This is a genomic window from Sphingomonas sp. PP-CE-3A-406 (assembly GCF_003688625.1).
In the GTDB taxonomy this organism is placed as follows: Bacteria; Pseudomonadota; Alphaproteobacteria; order Sphingomonadales; family Sphingomonadaceae; genus Sphingomonas.
Map to the genome: position 1 here is coordinate 201,201 of NZ_RCWY01000002.1, position 15,331 is coordinate 216,531.

The 15,331-nt window shown below is 65.0% G+C and carries 16 protein-coding genes; 9 read left to right on the forward strand and 7 right to left on the reverse strand.

Annotated elements, in window-relative coordinates:
* The first annotated feature begins 41 nt into the window (after window positions 1-41).
* The 5 genes from zwf (at window position 42) to eda (ending at window position 5,888) form a co-directional block, all read left to right on the forward strand.
* Window positions 42-1,505, forward strand: a complete 1,464-nt coding sequence (zwf, locus tag C8J44_RS07375; RefSeq protein WP_121904019.1) for a glucose-6-phosphate dehydrogenase — start codon at window positions 42-44, stop codon at window positions 1,503-1,505.
* Window positions 1,506-1,676: 171 nt separating this feature from the next.
* On the forward strand, window positions 1,677-2,381 hold the full coding sequence (pgl, locus tag C8J44_RS07380; RefSeq protein WP_056062623.1) for a 6-phosphogluconolactonase: 705 nt from the start codon (window positions 1,677-1,679) through the stop codon (window positions 2,379-2,381).
* Window positions 2,382-2,383: 2 nt separating this feature from the next.
* Complete coding sequence (edd, locus tag C8J44_RS07385) at window positions 2,384-4,198, forward strand: phosphogluconate dehydratase (RefSeq protein WP_121904020.1); 1,815 nt, start codon at window positions 2,384-2,386, stop codon at window positions 4,196-4,198.
* A gap of 116 nt (window positions 4,199-4,314) precedes the next feature.
* A complete protein-coding gene (glk, locus tag C8J44_RS07390) occupies window positions 4,315-5,283 on the forward strand; it encodes a glucokinase (RefSeq protein ID WP_121904021.1) in 969 nt (322 codons plus the stop codon).
* Window positions 5,280-5,888 carry a bifunctional 4-hydroxy-2-oxoglutarate aldolase/2-dehydro-3-deoxy-phosphogluconate aldolase gene (eda, locus tag C8J44_RS07395; protein ID WP_121904022.1) on the forward strand — a complete coding sequence of 203 codons (609 nt, stop codon included), beginning with the start codon at window positions 5,280-5,282 and terminating at the stop codon, window positions 5,886-5,888. Before glk ends, eda begins: the two co-directional genes overlap by 4 nt.
* 159 nt (window positions 5,889-6,047) lie before the next feature.
* On the opposite strand, the gene mltG is transcribed toward eda, so the two are convergent.
* The 6 genes from mltG to fabD form a co-directional block, all read right to left on the reverse strand.
* Window positions 6,048-7,016, reverse strand: coding sequence for an endolytic transglycosylase MltG (gene mltG / locus C8J44_RS07400; RefSeq protein ID WP_121904023.1), 969 nt, complete (start codon window positions 7,014-7,016; stop codon window positions 6,048-6,050).
* Between the two features lie 105 nt (window positions 7,017-7,121).
* On the reverse strand, window positions 7,122-8,384 hold the full coding sequence (gene fabF / locus C8J44_RS07405) for a beta-ketoacyl-ACP synthase II (protein ID WP_121904024.1): 1,263 nt from the start codon (window positions 8,382-8,384) through the stop codon (window positions 7,122-7,124).
* Window positions 8,385-8,505: 121 nt separating this feature from the next.
* Window positions 8,506-8,742 (reverse strand): acyl carrier protein, encoded by a 237-nt coding sequence (locus C8J44_RS07410; RefSeq protein WP_031393971.1) that lies wholly within the window; start codon window positions 8,740-8,742, stop codon window positions 8,506-8,508.
* Window positions 8,743-8,819: 77 nt separating this feature from the next.
* Window positions 8,820-9,560 (reverse strand): 3-oxoacyl-[acyl-carrier-protein] reductase, encoded by a 741-nt coding sequence (gene fabG / locus C8J44_RS07415; protein ID WP_121904025.1) that lies wholly within the window; start codon window positions 9,558-9,560, stop codon window positions 8,820-8,822.
* Between the two features lie 14 nt (window positions 9,561-9,574).
* On the reverse strand, window positions 9,575-9,997 hold the full coding sequence (locus C8J44_RS07420; protein WP_121904026.1) for a GxxExxY protein: 423 nt from the start codon (window positions 9,995-9,997) through the stop codon (window positions 9,575-9,577).
* 47 nt (window positions 9,998-10,044) lie between these two features.
* A complete protein-coding gene (gene fabD / locus C8J44_RS07425) occupies window positions 10,045-11,004 on the reverse strand; it encodes an ACP S-malonyltransferase (protein ID WP_121904027.1) in 960 nt (319 codons plus the stop codon).
* Window positions 11,005-11,203: 199 nt separating this feature from the next.
* Here fabD and C8J44_RS07430 point away from each other — a divergent pair, with 199 nt between their 5' ends.
* The 4 genes from C8J44_RS07430 to rplI all read left to right on the forward strand — a co-directional run bounded on the left by C8J44_RS07430 (window position 11,204) and on the right by rplI (window position 13,146).
* Window positions 11,204-11,566, forward strand: a complete 363-nt coding sequence (locus tag C8J44_RS07430; RefSeq protein ID WP_121904028.1) for an RcnB family protein — start codon at window positions 11,204-11,206, stop codon at window positions 11,564-11,566.
* 310 nt (window positions 11,567-11,876) lie between these two features.
* Entirely contained in the window at window positions 11,877-12,311 is a 435-nt protein-coding gene (gene rpsF, locus C8J44_RS07435) for a 30S ribosomal protein S6 (protein ID WP_056050884.1), read from the forward strand.
* 2 nt (window positions 12,312-12,313) lie between these two features.
* Window positions 12,314-12,538 carry a 30S ribosomal protein S18 gene (gene rpsR / locus C8J44_RS07440; RefSeq protein WP_031393978.1) on the forward strand — a complete coding sequence of 75 codons (225 nt, stop codon included), beginning with the start codon at window positions 12,314-12,316 and terminating at the stop codon, window positions 12,536-12,538.
* 11 nt (window positions 12,539-12,549) lie between these two features.
* Entirely contained in the window at window positions 12,550-13,146 is a 597-nt protein-coding gene (gene rplI / locus C8J44_RS07445) for a 50S ribosomal protein L9 (RefSeq protein ID WP_107952437.1), read from the forward strand.
* A gap of 399 nt (window positions 13,147-13,545) precedes the next feature.
* On the opposite strand, the gene rmuC is transcribed toward rplI, so the two are convergent.
* Window positions 13,546-14,997 carry a DNA recombination protein RmuC gene (rmuC, locus tag C8J44_RS07450; RefSeq protein ID WP_107962929.1) on the reverse strand — a complete coding sequence of 484 codons (1,452 nt, stop codon included), beginning with the start codon at window positions 14,995-14,997 and terminating at the stop codon, window positions 13,546-13,548.
* Window positions 14,998-15,331: the final 334 nt, after the last annotated feature.

Below are 15,331 nucleotides of genomic sequence, written 5' to 3' on the forward strand. Positions count from 1 at the left end.
GGCGTTTTCCGCCCGGTCCATCGCCAAATCCAGGAGCTTCCATGCACCGTAATCCCGTAGCCAAGCTGCTCCTGTTCGGCGCGACCGGCGATCTCGCGCAGCGCATGCTGCTGCCGTCGCTCTATGGTCTGCACGCCGACGGGTTGCTGCCCGAGGAGCTGACGATCACCGGCGCCGCGCGTCACGAGCATGACGACAAGGATTACCGCAAGTTCGCCAAGAAGGCGCTCGACGAGTTCCTGCCCGAGGATCGCAAGGACGAAAGTGCGATTGGAACGTTCCTCGACCGGATCTTCTATCAGCCGACCGACCTGTCGGATCCGGCGAGCTTCCAGCCGCTGGCGGACAAGATCGGCGACATTTCGGGCGGGCTGGCGATCTACCTGTCGACCGCGCCCTCGCTGTTCGAGGCTGCGATCGAGGGGCTGCACAAGGTTGGGCTTGCTGGCGAAACCGTGCGCGTTGGCCTCGAGAAGCCACTCGGCTACGACCTGGAGACGAGCCGCGAGATCAACGATGCGGTGGCGAAGGCTTTCCCCGAAGAGCGGACCTACCGGATCGATCATTACCTCGGCAAGGAAACCGTCCAGAACATCCTCGCGCTGCGCTTCGGCAACTCGTTCTTCGAGCCGGTCTGGAACGCGCAGGGGATCGACAACGTCCAGATCACGATCTCCGAGACGGTCGGGCTGGAAGAGCGGGCAGGCTATTACGAGACGGCGGGTGCGTTGCGTGACATGGTCGCCAACCACATGCTCCAGCTGCTCGCGCTGATCGCGATGGAGCCACCGGCGCGCTTCGAGGGCACCGATGTTCGCGACGAGAAGTCGAAGGTTTTCCGATCGTTGCGGCTGATCAAGCCCGAGGAAGTGCCGAATGTCACGGTCACGGGGCAGTATGGCGAAGGCGCCGTGAAGGGGAAGTTCGTCAAGAGCTACTCGGACGAACTCGGCCAGCCTTCGACCACCGAGACGTTCGTCGCAATCAAGGCGCATGTCGACAATTGGCGCTGGCAGGGCGTGCCGTTCTACCTGCGCACGGGCAAGCGGATGGCGACGCGTCGCAGCGAGATCGCGATCCAGTTCAAGGCGGTGCCGCATTCGATGTTCGCCGGGCGTGGCGGGTTGCTCCAACCCAACATGTTGATCATCCGCCTGCAGCCGGAGGAATATATCCAGCTGCTGGTGATGGCGAAGGAGCCGGGTCTCGATCGCGAGGGCGTGCGCCTGCGCGAGGTTCCGCTGAACCTGAGCATGGATGCCGAGTTCGCAGGGTCGCGTCGGCGGATCGCGTACGAGCGGCTGCTGCTCGACCTAATCGAGGGCGACCAGACGTTGTTCGTGCGCCGTGACGAGGTCGAGGCGCAATGGACCTGGATCGACGCGATCCGCGAAGGCTGGAAGGCCAACGCGATGAAGCCCAAGAGCTATGCGTCGGGCAGCTGGGGTCCGTCGGCCGCGATCGCGCTGACCGAGCGCGACGGCGTGACCTGGCAGGACGACTGAGTTTGTTTTCTTCCGTTCGTCCCGAGTAGTCTTCGAGCGAAGTCGAGAAGGCGTATCGAGGGATCGGCCCGATTGTGGCATTGTACCTCGATACGGGCTCTCCGCTTCGCTCGATCCCTACTCGGCACGAACGGCATTTTTGACAGCAATTTTCTGAGTGAGTTCAAGTTTATGACCGAAATCGAATGGTGGGAATATGACGACGCGGGCGAGCTCGCCAACGCGGTCGCTGGCGATATCCAGTTCGTCATCGAGAGCGCACTCGACGCGCGCGGCTCGGCGGTGATCGCGCTGGCGGGCGGCAAGACGCCGTTTGCCGCGTACGAGAAGCTCGCCCAGGCGAAGCTCGACTGGAAGAAGGTCACGATCATCCCTGGCGACGAGCGGATCGTGAAGCTCGGCGATCCGTTGTCGAACGTGACGGCGCTAGCGAAGATCTTCCTCCCCAAGGGCGCGCGCGTGAAGCCGATCGTCCCCGAGGCGATGTCCGACTACAAGGCGGCCGGTCGCTCGGCGGATGCGCTGATGCAGGACCTGCACTGGCCGCTCGACTTCTGCCTGCTCGGCATGGGCGGCGACGGACACACCGCGTCGATCTTCCCCGGCCCCGATTATGACGAGGCGCTGAGCGGTCCGAAGGAACGCCGTGCGCTCGGCGTGATGCCCGATCCGCTCCCGCCAGAGGCGCCGCTCGCACGCGTCACGTTGTCGGCGGCGGCGATCGCTTCCTCGAAGGCGCTAATGATCATGATCACCGGCGACGCGAAGAAGAAGGTGCTCGAACAGGCGATCGAACAGGGGCCGTCGTCGTCCTACCCGATCGGCCGCGTGCTGGCCGAAGTCGAGCTGCCGGTCGACGTGCACTGGGCGCCGTGACCATGCTCAATGCCGTCGTCTCCGCGGTCACCGACCGGATCATCGAGCGCTCGCGGGACAGCCGCGCCGCCTACCTCGCGCTGATCGAGCGCGAGGCGGCGGCGCAGGTCCGTCGTCCCGGTCTCGGCTGCGCGAACTTGGCACACGCCTATGCCGGGACCGAGGAAGACCGCGACGCGATGAAGGCCGATGCCGGCATGAACATCGGCATCGTCACTGCGTATAACGACATGCTGTCGGCCCACGCCGTCTACTATCGCTACCCCGAGTTGATGAAGATCTGGGCGCGTGAGGCGGGGGCGACTGCGCAGGTCGCGGGCGGCGTGCCGGCAATGTGCGACGGCGTGACGCAAGGGTATCCGGGGATGGAGCTGTCGCTGTTCAGCCGCGACACTATCGCGCTGAGCACGGCGATTGCGCTGTCCCACGGAACGTTCGAGGGTGCCGCGTTGCTCGGCATCTGCGACAAGATCGTGCCGGGGCTGCTGATGGGCGCGTTGCGCTTCGGGCATCTGCCTATGGTGCTGATCCCAGGTGGGCCGATGCCGACCGGCTTGCCGAACAAGGCGAAGGCGGCGGTCCGCGAGAAATTCGCGGAAGGCCTAGTTGGGCGCGACGAGCTGCTCGAGGCCGAGATCGGCGCGTATCATTCGAAGGGGACGTGCACCTTCTACGGCACCGCCAACACCAACCAGATGATGATGGAGGTCATGGGCCTCCACATGCCGGGCGCGGCGTTCGTCAATCCGGGTACCAAGCTGCGCCAGGAACTGACGCGGGCGGCGGTGCACCGGCTGGCGAAGATCGGCGCGCGCGGCGATTCGTACCGGCCGCTCGGGCACTGCGTCGACGAGAAGGCGATCGTGAACGCCGCGGTCGGCCTGCTCGCGACCGGCGGCTCGACCAACCATCTGCTCCACGTGCCGGCGATCGCTCGCGCGGCGGGGATCATCATCGACTGGGAGGATTTCGATCGCCTCTCCTGCGCGGTCCCGCTGATCGCGCGCGTGTATCCCAACGGCTCGGCGGACGTGAACGCGTTCGAGGCCGCCGGGGGCATGCCCTATGTGATCCGCGAGCTGCTCGGCGAAGGGTTGTTGCACGGCGACATCATGACGATCGGCGGCGAGGATCTGTCGGCGTATGCGAAGACCGCGGTGGTCGAGGGCGATAAACTCGCTTGGCGCGATACGCCGGACAGCGGCGACGAGACGATCCTCCGTCCTGCGACCGCGCCGTTCTCGCCGGATGGCGGGATGCGGATCCTTGCGGGCAATATCGGCCGGGCGTGCATCAAGGTGTCGGCGGTCGAGCGCGAGCGGTGGATCGTCGAGGCGCCCGCGATGGTGTTCGACGACCAGCTCGACGTGATCGAGGCGTTCAAGCGGGGCGAGTTAGAAAAGGACGTCGTCGTCGTCGTTCGCTTCCAGGGGCCGCGCGCCAACGGTATGCCGGAGTTGCACAAGCTGACGCCGCCGCTGGGGGTGTTGCAGAATCGCGGGTTCAAGGTGGCTCTGGTCACCGATGGGCGGATGTCGGGCGCGAGCGGGAAAGTGCCGTGCGCGATCCATTGCTCGCCGGAGGCGCTGCTCGACGGTGCGATCGGGTTGATCCGCGATGGCGACATGATCCGGGTGGACGCGGTCAACGGTACGCTCGAGGCGCTGGTCGACGCGGATGTGTGGGCGACGCGCGAAATGGTCGCGGTTCCGCCACCGGTGAGCGGCATGGGTCGCGAGCTGTTCGGGATGTTCCGCGGGCTTGCCGACGAAGCCGAAAAGGGTGCGTCGGCGATGCTGGCGGGCGCTGGGCTTTAGGATCCCTACCTACCGTTCGTCCTGAGCGAAGTCGAAGGACCGCCGCTTGGGGCCATGTCCTTCGACTTCGCTCAGGACGAACGGATACAAAAATATCGAGGATCGGGAGAAACGACATGGAAATCGTAGCGGCAGATATCGGCGGAACGCACGCGCGCTTCGCGATCGCCGAGGTCGAGAGCGGGCGCGTCGTTTCGCTTGGCGAGCCGGCGACGCTCAAAACCGCGGACCACGCCTCGCTCCAGACCGCGTACCAGGCGTTCGAGGCCGGCCTCGGGCGCCCCCTCCCCCGCGCGCTGGCGATCGCGGTCGCGTCGCCGGTCGCGAACGACGTCATCCGGCTGACCAACAACCCGTGGATCATACGCAAGTCGCTGATCACCGAGCGGCTGAAGGCCGACCAGTGGGTGGTGGTCAACGATTTCGGCGCGGTCGGTCATGCCGTCGCGCAGGTGCCGAGCAGCGACTTCATCCACCTTTGCGGCCCCGATACGCCGCTGCCGTCCGAGGGCATCACGACGATCTGTGGCCCCGGTACCGGGCTCGGCGTCGCGCAGCTGCTGCGGCGTAAGGACGGCTATCAGGTCCTCGAAACCGAGGGCGGGCATATGGACTTCGCGCCGCTCGACGGGATCGAGGACGCGTTACTGAAGCGACTGCGGAAGACTTTCACACGTGTCTCCGCCGAGCGCGTCGTGGCCGGGCCGGGCATCGTCGCGATCTACGAGACGCTCGCTGCTCTGGAGGGCCGCGCGGTCCCCAGCCATGACGACAAGACGATCTGGACCGAGGCGATCGACGGTACCGATTCGATCGCGCTCGCCGCGCTCGACCGGTTCTGCCTCGCGCTCGGCGCGGTCGCGGGCGATCTGGCGCTGGCACAGGGCGCGAAGGCGGTCGTGATCGCAGGCGGCCTCGGCTTCCGGATCAAGGATCGCCTGATTCGCTCAGGCTTCGACCAGCGCTTCGTCGCCAAGGGCCGCTTCCAGGGCATGATGGCGGCGATGCCCGTCAAGCTCATCACTCATCCCCAGCCCGGCCTGTTCGGCGCCGCGGCCGCTTTCGCACAGGAACACACCCAATGACCGCAACTATCGCAGACATCATGCAGACCAGCGCCGTCATCCCGGTGCTAGTGATCGAGGACGCGGCACTCGCACGACCGCTCGCCGAGGCGCTGGTTGCCGGCGGCCTGCGCGTGCTTGAGGTGACGTTGCGCACCGGCGCCGCGCTGGAGGCGATCGCCGAGATGAAGAAGGTGCCGGGCGCCATCGTCGGTGCCGGTACCGTCGTCAACACGCAGCAGTTCGTACAGGTCCGCGATGCAGGCGCGGAGTTCATCGTCTCGCCGGGGCTGACCGAACGCCTTGCCGCGCCGATCATCGAGAGCGGCATTCCGTTCCTGCCGGGAATCGCCAATGCGGCGGATATCATGACCGGGCTCGACCTGGGCCTGACGCACTTCAAGTTCTTTCCCGCCGAGGCGAATGGCGGGTTGAAGGCGCTCAAGGCTCTGGCCGCGCCGTTCTACCAGTGCAGCTTCTGCCCGACCGGCGGGATCACCGAAGCGAGTGCGCCCGAGTGGCTGGCATTCAAGCCGGTGCTCTGCGTCGGCGGGAGCTGGGTGACCGGCGGGACGATGGCCGAAATCGAGATCAAGGCACGCGCGGCTAACGCGTTGCGAGGGTAACTCCTCCCCGGCACGGGGAGGGGGACCGCGACGCGCAGCGGCGGGGTGGAGGGGGAGCGCCACGAGCGAACCGCCTGCCGTAGTCGCCACTGCTGGTACGCTTGCGGAGAGCCCCCTCCACCATCCTGCGGATGGTCCCCCTCCCCGTTCCGGGGAGGATTACATTTCGCCGCGTGCTTTACGAATGGCGTACCATTTCTTCACGTTGGCGTTGTGTTCGGCCAGCGTGTTCGCGAACACGTGGCCGCCAGTGCCGTCCGCCACGAAGTAGAGCGCCTGGGTCTGCGCCGGGTCGAGCACCGCGTCGATCGAAGCGCGGCCTGGGTTGGCGATCGGGCCGACCGGCAGGCCGGCTTCGGCGTAGGTGTTGTAGCCGTTCTTCGCGTGCAGTTCCGACCGCAGGATGCGGCGGCCTAGCGGACGTCCCTTGGTGATCGGGTAGATCACGGTCGGGTCCGCCTGGAGCGGCATGCCGCCCCGCAGGCGATTGCCGTAGACTGCGGCGACGGTGCGGCGTTCGGAGGGCTTGCCGGTTTCCTTCTCGACGATGGAGGCGAGGATGATCGCCTGTTCGGGCGTCGTCACCGCGATGCCGGGCTTGCGCGCGGCCCAGGCGGTCGCGAGGTAGGTCTTCATCGCCGCCTGCATCCGCGTGACGACCGATGCGCGGGTGTCGCCGGCCTGGAAGGCGTAGCTGTCGGGGAGAATCGAGCCCTCCGCCGGGACGGGTACGGTGCCGGTGAGGCCGTCGGCCTTCGCCAGCGCGTCGTGGACGAGGACCGAGGGATAGCCTTCGGGGACGACGACGAGGCGCTGGACGACCTTGCCGCCTTGCATCAGCTTGAGAATATCGGACTGGCTGGTGTGCGGCGCGATGCGGTATTCGCCAGCCTTGATCGGGTCGCCCGAGCCGAACACGCGGGCATACAAGCGGAAGCGGCGGGCCGAGGGGATCGCGCCGGCCTTTTCGAGTTCGGTGGCAGCGCCGGCCAGCGTGCTGCCTTCGCCGATCTGGACGGTCAGCGTGCGGGGGGCTGGGCCTGCGCCGCCCCAGCCCTGGACGACCAGGAACAGCGCTACGACTGCCGCCAAGCCTAAGACGAGTCCGAAACAGCCGACCTTGCGCATTGGTACTCCTTGGATCCCCGCGAAGGCGGGAACCCAGTCTGGGCCCCCGCCTTGGGCCCCATCAAAGTATTACTTTGATGGGTGACCCTTCGCGGGGGAACAGGATTACTGGACCTTGGTCATCACCAGCGACGCGTTGGTGCCGCCGAAGCCGAACGAGTTGTTCAGCACCGCGCGGACTTCACGCTTCTTGGCCACGTGCGGGACGAGGTCGACCCCGACGCAGCTGTCGCTCGGATTGTCGAGGTTCAGCGTCGGCGGGACGATCTGGTCGCGCAGCGCGAGGATGCAGAAGATGCTCTCGACCGCGCCGGCGCCGCCAAGCAGATGGCCGATCGCCGACTTGGTCGACGACATCGACAGGCCCGAGATCGCATCGCCGAACAGGCGACGGACCGCGCCGAGTTCGAGTTCATCGCCCAGAGGCGTCGAGGTGCCATGCGCGTTGATGTAATCGATGTCCTCGAGCTTGAGACCCGACTTCTTGATCGCCATCTGCATCGATCGGAACGCGCCATCGCCTTCGGGATGCGGCGCGGTGACGTGGTACGCGTCGCCCGACAGACCGTAGCCGATCACCTCGGCATACATCTTCGCACCGCGGGCCTTGGCGTGCTCATATTCCTCGAGCACCAGCACGCCCGCACCCTCGCCCATCACGAAGCCGTCGCGATCCTTGTCGTAGGGACGCGAAGCCTTCTCAGGCGAATCGTTGAAGTTCGTCGACAGCGCGCGCGCCTGCGCGAACCCGGCGATGCCGAGCGGGCAGACGGTGCCCTCCGCGCCGCCCGCGAGCATCACGTCGGCGTCGTCCATCGCGATCATCCGCGCGGCGTCGCCAATGGCGTGCGCGCCGGTCGAGCAGGCGGTGACGACCGCGTGATTCGGACCGCGCAGGCCGTATTTGATCGAGACCTGACCCGAAATCAGGTTGATCAGGCGACCATGGACGAAGTGCGGCGAGACGCGGCGCGGGCCCTTGGTGTGGAGGACGATCGATTCGCTCTCGATGCCCGGCAGTCCGCCGATGCCCGAGCCGATCGAGACGCCTGCACGCCAGCTCTCTTCGAGCGTCATCTCGGTCAGCCCGGCGTCTTCCAGAGCCTGGCCAGCGGCGTCGATGCCGTAGATGATGAAAGGATCGACCTGGCGCTGGACCTTGTGATCCACCCGTTTGCCGGGGTCGAAGCCGTACTCGTGGTCGGCCGGCTTCACCTCGCAGGCGATGCGGCACACCTGATCCGACGCGTCGAAGCGCGTGATCGGGCCCGCGCCCGACTTGCCGGCGAGGATATTCGCCCAGGCCGTTTCAACATCCGCCCCCAGGGGGGTGACCAGGCCTAGCCCGGTTACGACGACACGCCGCATGGCTTCAAACTCCGTCTGCTCTCAAAACGAAACGGCTCCCCGCCCTCTTTGCCCAAGGACGGGGAGCCGCTCAAATCACACCCTTCAGGGCAGGTCCAAAGTTTTGAACCCTAAACCCTGATCAGGCCTTGTGCTCGTCGATGTAGGTGATCGCATCCTTGACGGTCGCAATCTTCTCGGCGGCATCATCGGGGATCTCGACACCGAACTCTTCCTCGAACGCCATGACGAGTTCGACGATGTCGAGGCTGTCTGCGCCCAGGTCGTCGATGAAGCTCGCGTCCTCGGTCACCTTGTCGGCTTCGACGCCGAGATGCTCGACGACGATCTTCTTCACGCGGTCAGCTGTCTCGCTCATGGTAGTTCCCTCTTCAAATCTGGGGGTTTTCGGTATTTCCTGAACGCACCTAGAACGCGGCAGTTCAGCGCGCAAGTTCAGATCATCGCCATCCCGCCGTTCACGTGCACGGTTTGTCCCGTGACGTAGCCGGCTTCACGGCTAGCGAGGTACACGATCGCCGCACCGATGTCTGCGCCTTCGCCGAGGCGGCCGGCGGGAATCTTCGCGGTGAGCGCGGTCTTCTGCGCGTCGGGCAGCGCGTCGGTCATCGGCGAGGTGATGAACCCGGGCGCGACGCAGTTGACGGTGATGCCGCGGCTGGCGAGTTCCTGCGCCATCGATTTCGACATGCCGATCAGGCCCGCCTTCGATGCCGCGTAGTTCGCTTGCCCTGGATTGCCGGTGACGCCGACGATCGAGGTGACCGAGATCATCCGGCCGAACCTTGCCTTCATCATCGGCTTGGCGGCGGCGCGCATGAGACGGAACGCGGCTTCAAGATTAACGCGGATGACGCTGTCCCACTCCTCGTCCTTCATCCGCATCGCGAGATTGTCGCGGGTGACACCGGCGTTGTTGACGAGGATGTCGAGCTTGCCGCCGAGCGCCTCGACCGCCTGCGGGACGAGGGCGTCGACTGCTGCTGCGTCAGAGAGGTTGCAGGGGAGCGCGACGTGGTTGCCGCCGAGGCTAGCGCGGAAGGCTTCGAGCTTGTCGGCGTTGGAGCCGGATACCGCGAGGCGCGCGCCTTGCGCGGCGAGGGCTTTGGCGATCTCGGACCCGATCCCGCCGGATGCCCCGGTGACGAGGGCGGTCATGCCTGTGAGGTCGAACATTTTGGTCTCCAGATTCAAGAAATTTGTTCGCGCAGAGGCGCAGAGGCGCTGAGAGGATAGTGATTGTTGACGAGCCGGCGCACGCCTTCCTTGAGCATCTCGCCACCGAAGTTGATGAGCAGGCCGACGGGCTGCTTGGTCAATCTCAGATAGGTCAGCAGTTGCTTGGCATGCACCGGGCTCAGCTGATCGATCGATTTGATCTCGAGGATCAGTCGCTCGTCTACCAACAGATCGATACGGAAGGCGGCAGCAAAACACATTCCTTCGAATTCGATGTCTACCGGACGCTGTCGTTCCACGCGATATCCCATCGCAGCGAGCTTGCCCGCCAAGACGGTTTCATAAACGCTTTCGAGCAGTCCCGGCCCCAAGTCGCGGTGGATGCGGATCGCGACATCAATGACGTCGCCGGTGATCCGATCGATATCCACCATCGCAATCTCCTCTGCGCCTCCGCGCCTCTGCGCGAACCACTCTTACTCTACAAACTCCGAACAAGCGCCTCGATGTCGTCCATCGTGATGACGCTCGTCGTCTCGACGTCGGGGGTGATGCGCTTAACCATCGGGCTGAGCACCTTGCCGCCGAATTCGACGAAGTGGTCGACCCCCGCCGCATGCATCGCCAACACCGATTCGCGCCAGCGGACCATGCCGGTGACCTGTTGGACCAATAGATGACGGATCGCACCGGGGTCGGCGACGGCGGTGGCGTCTACGTTGGCGAAGACCGGGACCAAAGGCGCGCGGAGGTCTGCGTCGAGGAGCGCGGCTTCCATGGCTTCGGCGGCGGGTTGCATCAGGGGGCAGTGGAAGGGGGCGGAGACGGGCAAGAGAACCGCGCGCTTGGCGCCGAGGTCCTTGGCCAGCGCGATCGCCTTTTCGATGGCGAGGCGGTGGCCGGAGATGACGACCTGCGAGGGGTCGTTGTCGTTGGCGACGGTGCAGATCAGTTCGGAGCCGCCCTCCGCAAGGATCGCGTCGACCGCGGCGCCGGCGATCAGCTGCGCCTTTTCGACGTCGGTGCCGAGCAACGCGGCCATCGCGCCCTCGCCTACCGGTACTGCGGCCTGCATCGCGCGGCCGCGGAGTTTCAGGAGGCGGGCGGTGGTCGAGAGGTCGAGCGCACCGGCGGCGCACAGGGCGGTGTATTCACCGAGGCTGTGGCCGGCGACGTAGTCGGCCTTGTCGGCAAGGCGGATGCCGCCTTCCTTTTCGGCGACGCGCAAGGTGGCGATGGCGTTCGCCATGATTGCGGGCTGGGCGTTCTCGGTGAGGAGCAGGTCGTCGGCGGGCCCTTCGCTCATCAGGCGGAACAGGTGCTGGCCGAGCGCCTCGTCGACTTCGGCGAAGACCTCGCGGGCGGTGGCACTGGCGTCGGCGAGCGCCTTGCCCATGCCGACAGACTGGCTCCCCTGGCCGGGGAAGATGAACGCGCGCATGGCCTCTCCTCTGTGTTTGGTTTCGTTCGAGCGCGGGGCCTATAAAGGTGCGTGCCGAGTTGCAACCTGAACAAACCTCGCGGCCTTGCGACAATATGCGACCATTTCACCGGCCCTGCGACAAGCGCCTGCGACAATCGGCTCCCAGATTATGGAGGACGCCGCAGCAACGGCGCCGTGTTTTCAACGGGAGATTATCATGAAGACGTTCATCCTCAGCGCACTTGCGGCTACGCTCGTCGCCAGCCCGCTGCTCGCCGCAGCGCCGGCCGAAGCGCAGCAGCAGCGTCGCGAAGTCACAACCGTGCGCCACAACGATAACAACGGCCGCACCGTCGTCACCAAGCGCACCGTCGTCCGCACGCCGCAGTATCGCAACTGGCGCGCCGGCCAGCGCTTCGATCGTCGCCAGGCGCAGAACTACCGGGTCATCACGACGTACCGCAACTATCGCCTCGCCGCTCCGCCGCGTGGCAGCCAGTGGGTCCGCTCGGGCAACGACGCGTTGCTGATCAACGGTCGCGGCAACGTGGTCCAGGTTCGTGGCGGCGCGTTCCGGTAAATCGGTAGGGGCGGATCTTGGGGGACGTAATAAGTACGCCCCCTCGCTTCATGCCCGTCATCCTGACGTAAGTCAGGATCCAGGGTTACGAGCGGCGGCATTTCTGGCTCTGGATCCTGACTTTCGTCAGGATGACGGGACTAGTTGAACGAAGCACACCTACCTTGCCTTTCCCCGATAAACGGGTAAGGCGTTCTGCAACCGGGGTGAGAGATTCGCGTCTCTCGCCCCTGTTTGCATTCTAGACGACAGCCGGAGGGGTGCACGCATGGGGCGTGTATCAGCGATCGGCCAAGACGAAGGACAAGACATGGCTCTTTACGAGCACGTGTTCCTTGCGCGCCAGGATCTGGCACAAGCGCAGGTGGACGCACTGGCGGAAATCGCCACCAAGATCGTGAACGACAACGAAGGTCGGGTCGTAAAGACCGAGAACTGGGGCCTGCGTTCGCTGGCGTACAAGATCGCCAAGAACCGCAAGGCGCACTATGTCATGCTCGAGATCGATGCCCCGGGCAGCGTGATCGCAGAGCTGGAGCGTCAGACCCAGATCAACGAAGACATCATCCGTTACATGACGGTCAAGGTCGACACCCTCGAAGAGGGCCCGACCGTGATGATGCGCAAGCAGGATCGTGACCGCGAGCGTCGTGGCGACCGTGAAGGTGGCCGTGAGGGCCGTCCCGATCGTGGCGATCGTCCGGATCGTGGTCCCCGTCGTGACCGCGAAGAGGGAGCTGAATAATCATGGCACGTCCATTCTTCCGCCGCCGCAAGAGCTGCCCGTTCTCCGCCAAAGACGCTCCCCGGATCGACTATAAGGACGTCCGGTTGCTGCAGGGCTTCGTGTCCGAGCGTGGCAAGATCGTCCCGTCGCGTATCACTTCGGTGGCCGCAAAGAAGCAGCGCGAACTGGCTCAAGCCATCAAGCGTGCGCGTCATCTGGGCTTGCTGCCCTACATCGTTAAGTAAGGAGCGCCCACATGGACGTCATTCTGCTTGAGCGCGTCGAAAAGCTTGGTGCTATCGGCGACGTGGTGAAGGTCAAGGACGGTTACGCGCGTAACTTCCTGCTTCCCAACAAGAAGGCGCTTCGTTCGAACGAAGCCAACCGCAAGGTGTTCGAGTCGAACCGTGCGAAGATCGAATCGGACAACGCATCGCGTCGCAGCGATGCCGAGACCGAAGCGAAGACCTTCAACGACGCGACCGTGACCCTGATCCGTCAGGCGTCGAACACCGGTCAGCTCTACGGTTCGGTCGCGGTTCGCGATCTGGTCGATGCGCTGGTGGCCGATGGTCACAAGGTCGGCAAGTCGGCGATCGTGCTCGACAAGCCGATCAAGGCGATCGGTGTCTACACCGTCAAGGTCTCGCTGCACCCCGAGGTGTCGGTGGCCGTCAAGGTCAACGTCGCCCGCTCGCCTGAAGAGGCCGAGATGCAGGCTTCGGGCGTCGACGTGATGTCGTCGATGTTCGAGCGCGACGAGGCTGGCTTTGTCGAGGATTACGATCCGAACGCAGAGCCCGGCGCGACCGCCGAAGCACCGCGCGACCAGGAGGACGAAGCGCAGGGTTGATCCCTTCGCTTCCTTCTTGGCCGATACAGAAAGGCCCGCCCGGAGCGATCCGGGCGGGCCTTTTCTTTTGTGCTTTTGCGGTAAAGGTCAGGGGCAGGTTACGCAGGCGCCGATCATTGCTGCGAAGGGGATCAGGGCGCAGAGGATGGGGACTAGGTGTTTCATGACCGGGTGACTCTTGGGGGTGTTATCCGGTTAATGCGCAAGGTCTAGAAAGGTTGCCGAAAGGTGAACGAATTTTGTACCGATCGGTTTTCGGTGCGGGAGGAGCTCTCCTTTAGCGCCACCCCGGCGGAGGCCGGGGCCCAATTGGGAAAGCTGGAGTAACGGATCGCAGCGCCTATCATTCGGGTCCCCCAACTGGGCCCCGGCCTTCGCCGGGGTGGTGTGGAAGCAGGGTCAGCTTTCGACGTTTTCCGGCTTTTCGATCAGCGCGGGTCCCTCGCCTAGCGCCAACGCATCGACCGAGGACACGTCTTCCAGATCGCGCGCGCCGGTCTCGATGTTTAGGTCGCGGAACTTGCGGCCGGTTACCATCAGGCGGCCGTTGAACGAGTTGGTGAAGCCGTTGAAGTTCTTCACCGCGCTGTTGAGACCGACGCCGACTTTGCGCAGGTCGTCGGCAACCTTGGCTAGGCGGTCGTGCATTTCCTTGCCGAGTTCGCCGATCTTCCGTGCTTCGTTGGCGAGTTTCTCCTGCCGCCAGACCGCCGCGACGGTGCGGGCGATCGCGATCAGGTTCGTTGGGGTTGCCAGCAGCACGCGCTTTTCGAAGGCGAAGTCCCAGAGCGTCGGGTCGTGTTCGAGCGCGGCGGAGAGAAAGTGTTCGCCGGGGACGAACATGATGACGTAGTCGGGGGTGTCGGCGAACTGGCTCCAATAGGCCTTGTTGCCGAGGCCGTTGACATGCGCGCGCATCGAGGCTGCGTGGGCGGCGAGTCCGATCAGGCGTTCGGCGTCGTCGACCGCGCCAAATGCGTCCTGGTACGCATTGAGAGAGACCTTTGCATCGATCACCAGCGCCCGGCCGCCGGGGACACGGATGATTGCGTCCGGCCTCAGTCTCGCGCCGTCGTCGCCTACTGCGACTGAGACCTCGGTCTGGAAATCGGTGTGTTCGCTCAGGCCACAGGTTTCGAGGACGTTCTTGAGCTGTTGCTCGCCCCAGCGTCCGCGAGACTTGGGGGCGTTGCGGAGGGAATTGACGAGCTTGGCGGCTTCGGTGGAGACCTTTTCCTGGCCGAGGCGCATCTGTTCGATCTGGCCCTTGAGGTCGCCGAACGCATCGCGGCGCTCGGCCTCGACCTTGGCGACGCCCTCTTCGTAGCGTTGCAGGCGGTCGCTGACGGGTTGCAGCATCGACTTGAGGTTGAGGCCGGCGGACTCCTCCGACTGGCGGAAGCGGGCGTCGGCGCGTTCGAGGAAGGTCTTCTGCGCGTCGCTGAGCAGCTTGTTGGCCACGTCGCCGAACTGGGCGGCCATGACGTCCTTCGCCTCGCGGAGTTCGAGCAGGCGTGCTTCGAACGCCTCGCCCTGGGCTTTAAGCGTCGCGATTTCGGTGCGGGCGGCGTCTCGGTCGGCACGGATCGTCGCGAGGTCGAGGCGCAGGCGATCGGTGTCGGTGGCGCGTTCGGCGTTCTGTGCGCGGAGGGTGGCGAGGTCCTGCATCGCGGCGTTGCGTTCGCGTTCGACTGCGTCGCGGGCGGTGCGGATGAGGTCGGCGTCGGCGACCTTGGTCTGCGCGACGGCGAGTTCGCTGGCTAGGGTGGCGGCTCGGCGGGAGGCCAAGAGCCAGCCGAGGAGGATGCCCGCGGCTAGCGCGAGGACGGCGATGATGGCGAACTCAGCCATTTTGCACCCGCGAATTTAGCTGGAAGTGCACAAAGTGCAGACGCTGGCGCAGCATTTTCTCAGGGGAAAATGTGCGCATCTGCGAGCGGGTTTGGGAAGGAGATGGAGACGTCATGCTTGGAACATACGTCGAACGGTTGATGTAGGACAATCGGAATATGTTGTTCTTCCGCGGAGGCGAGAGCCCAGGGTTACGGGCGGTGGCGCTCGTGGTCCTGGGCCCCCGCCTTCGCGGGGGAACTAGAAAGGGGGCGCTCCGACACCCTCGCCGAACAGTACCACCCCGGCGGAGGCCGGGGTCCAATTGGAAAGGTTTCAATAACGAGGGACTGCG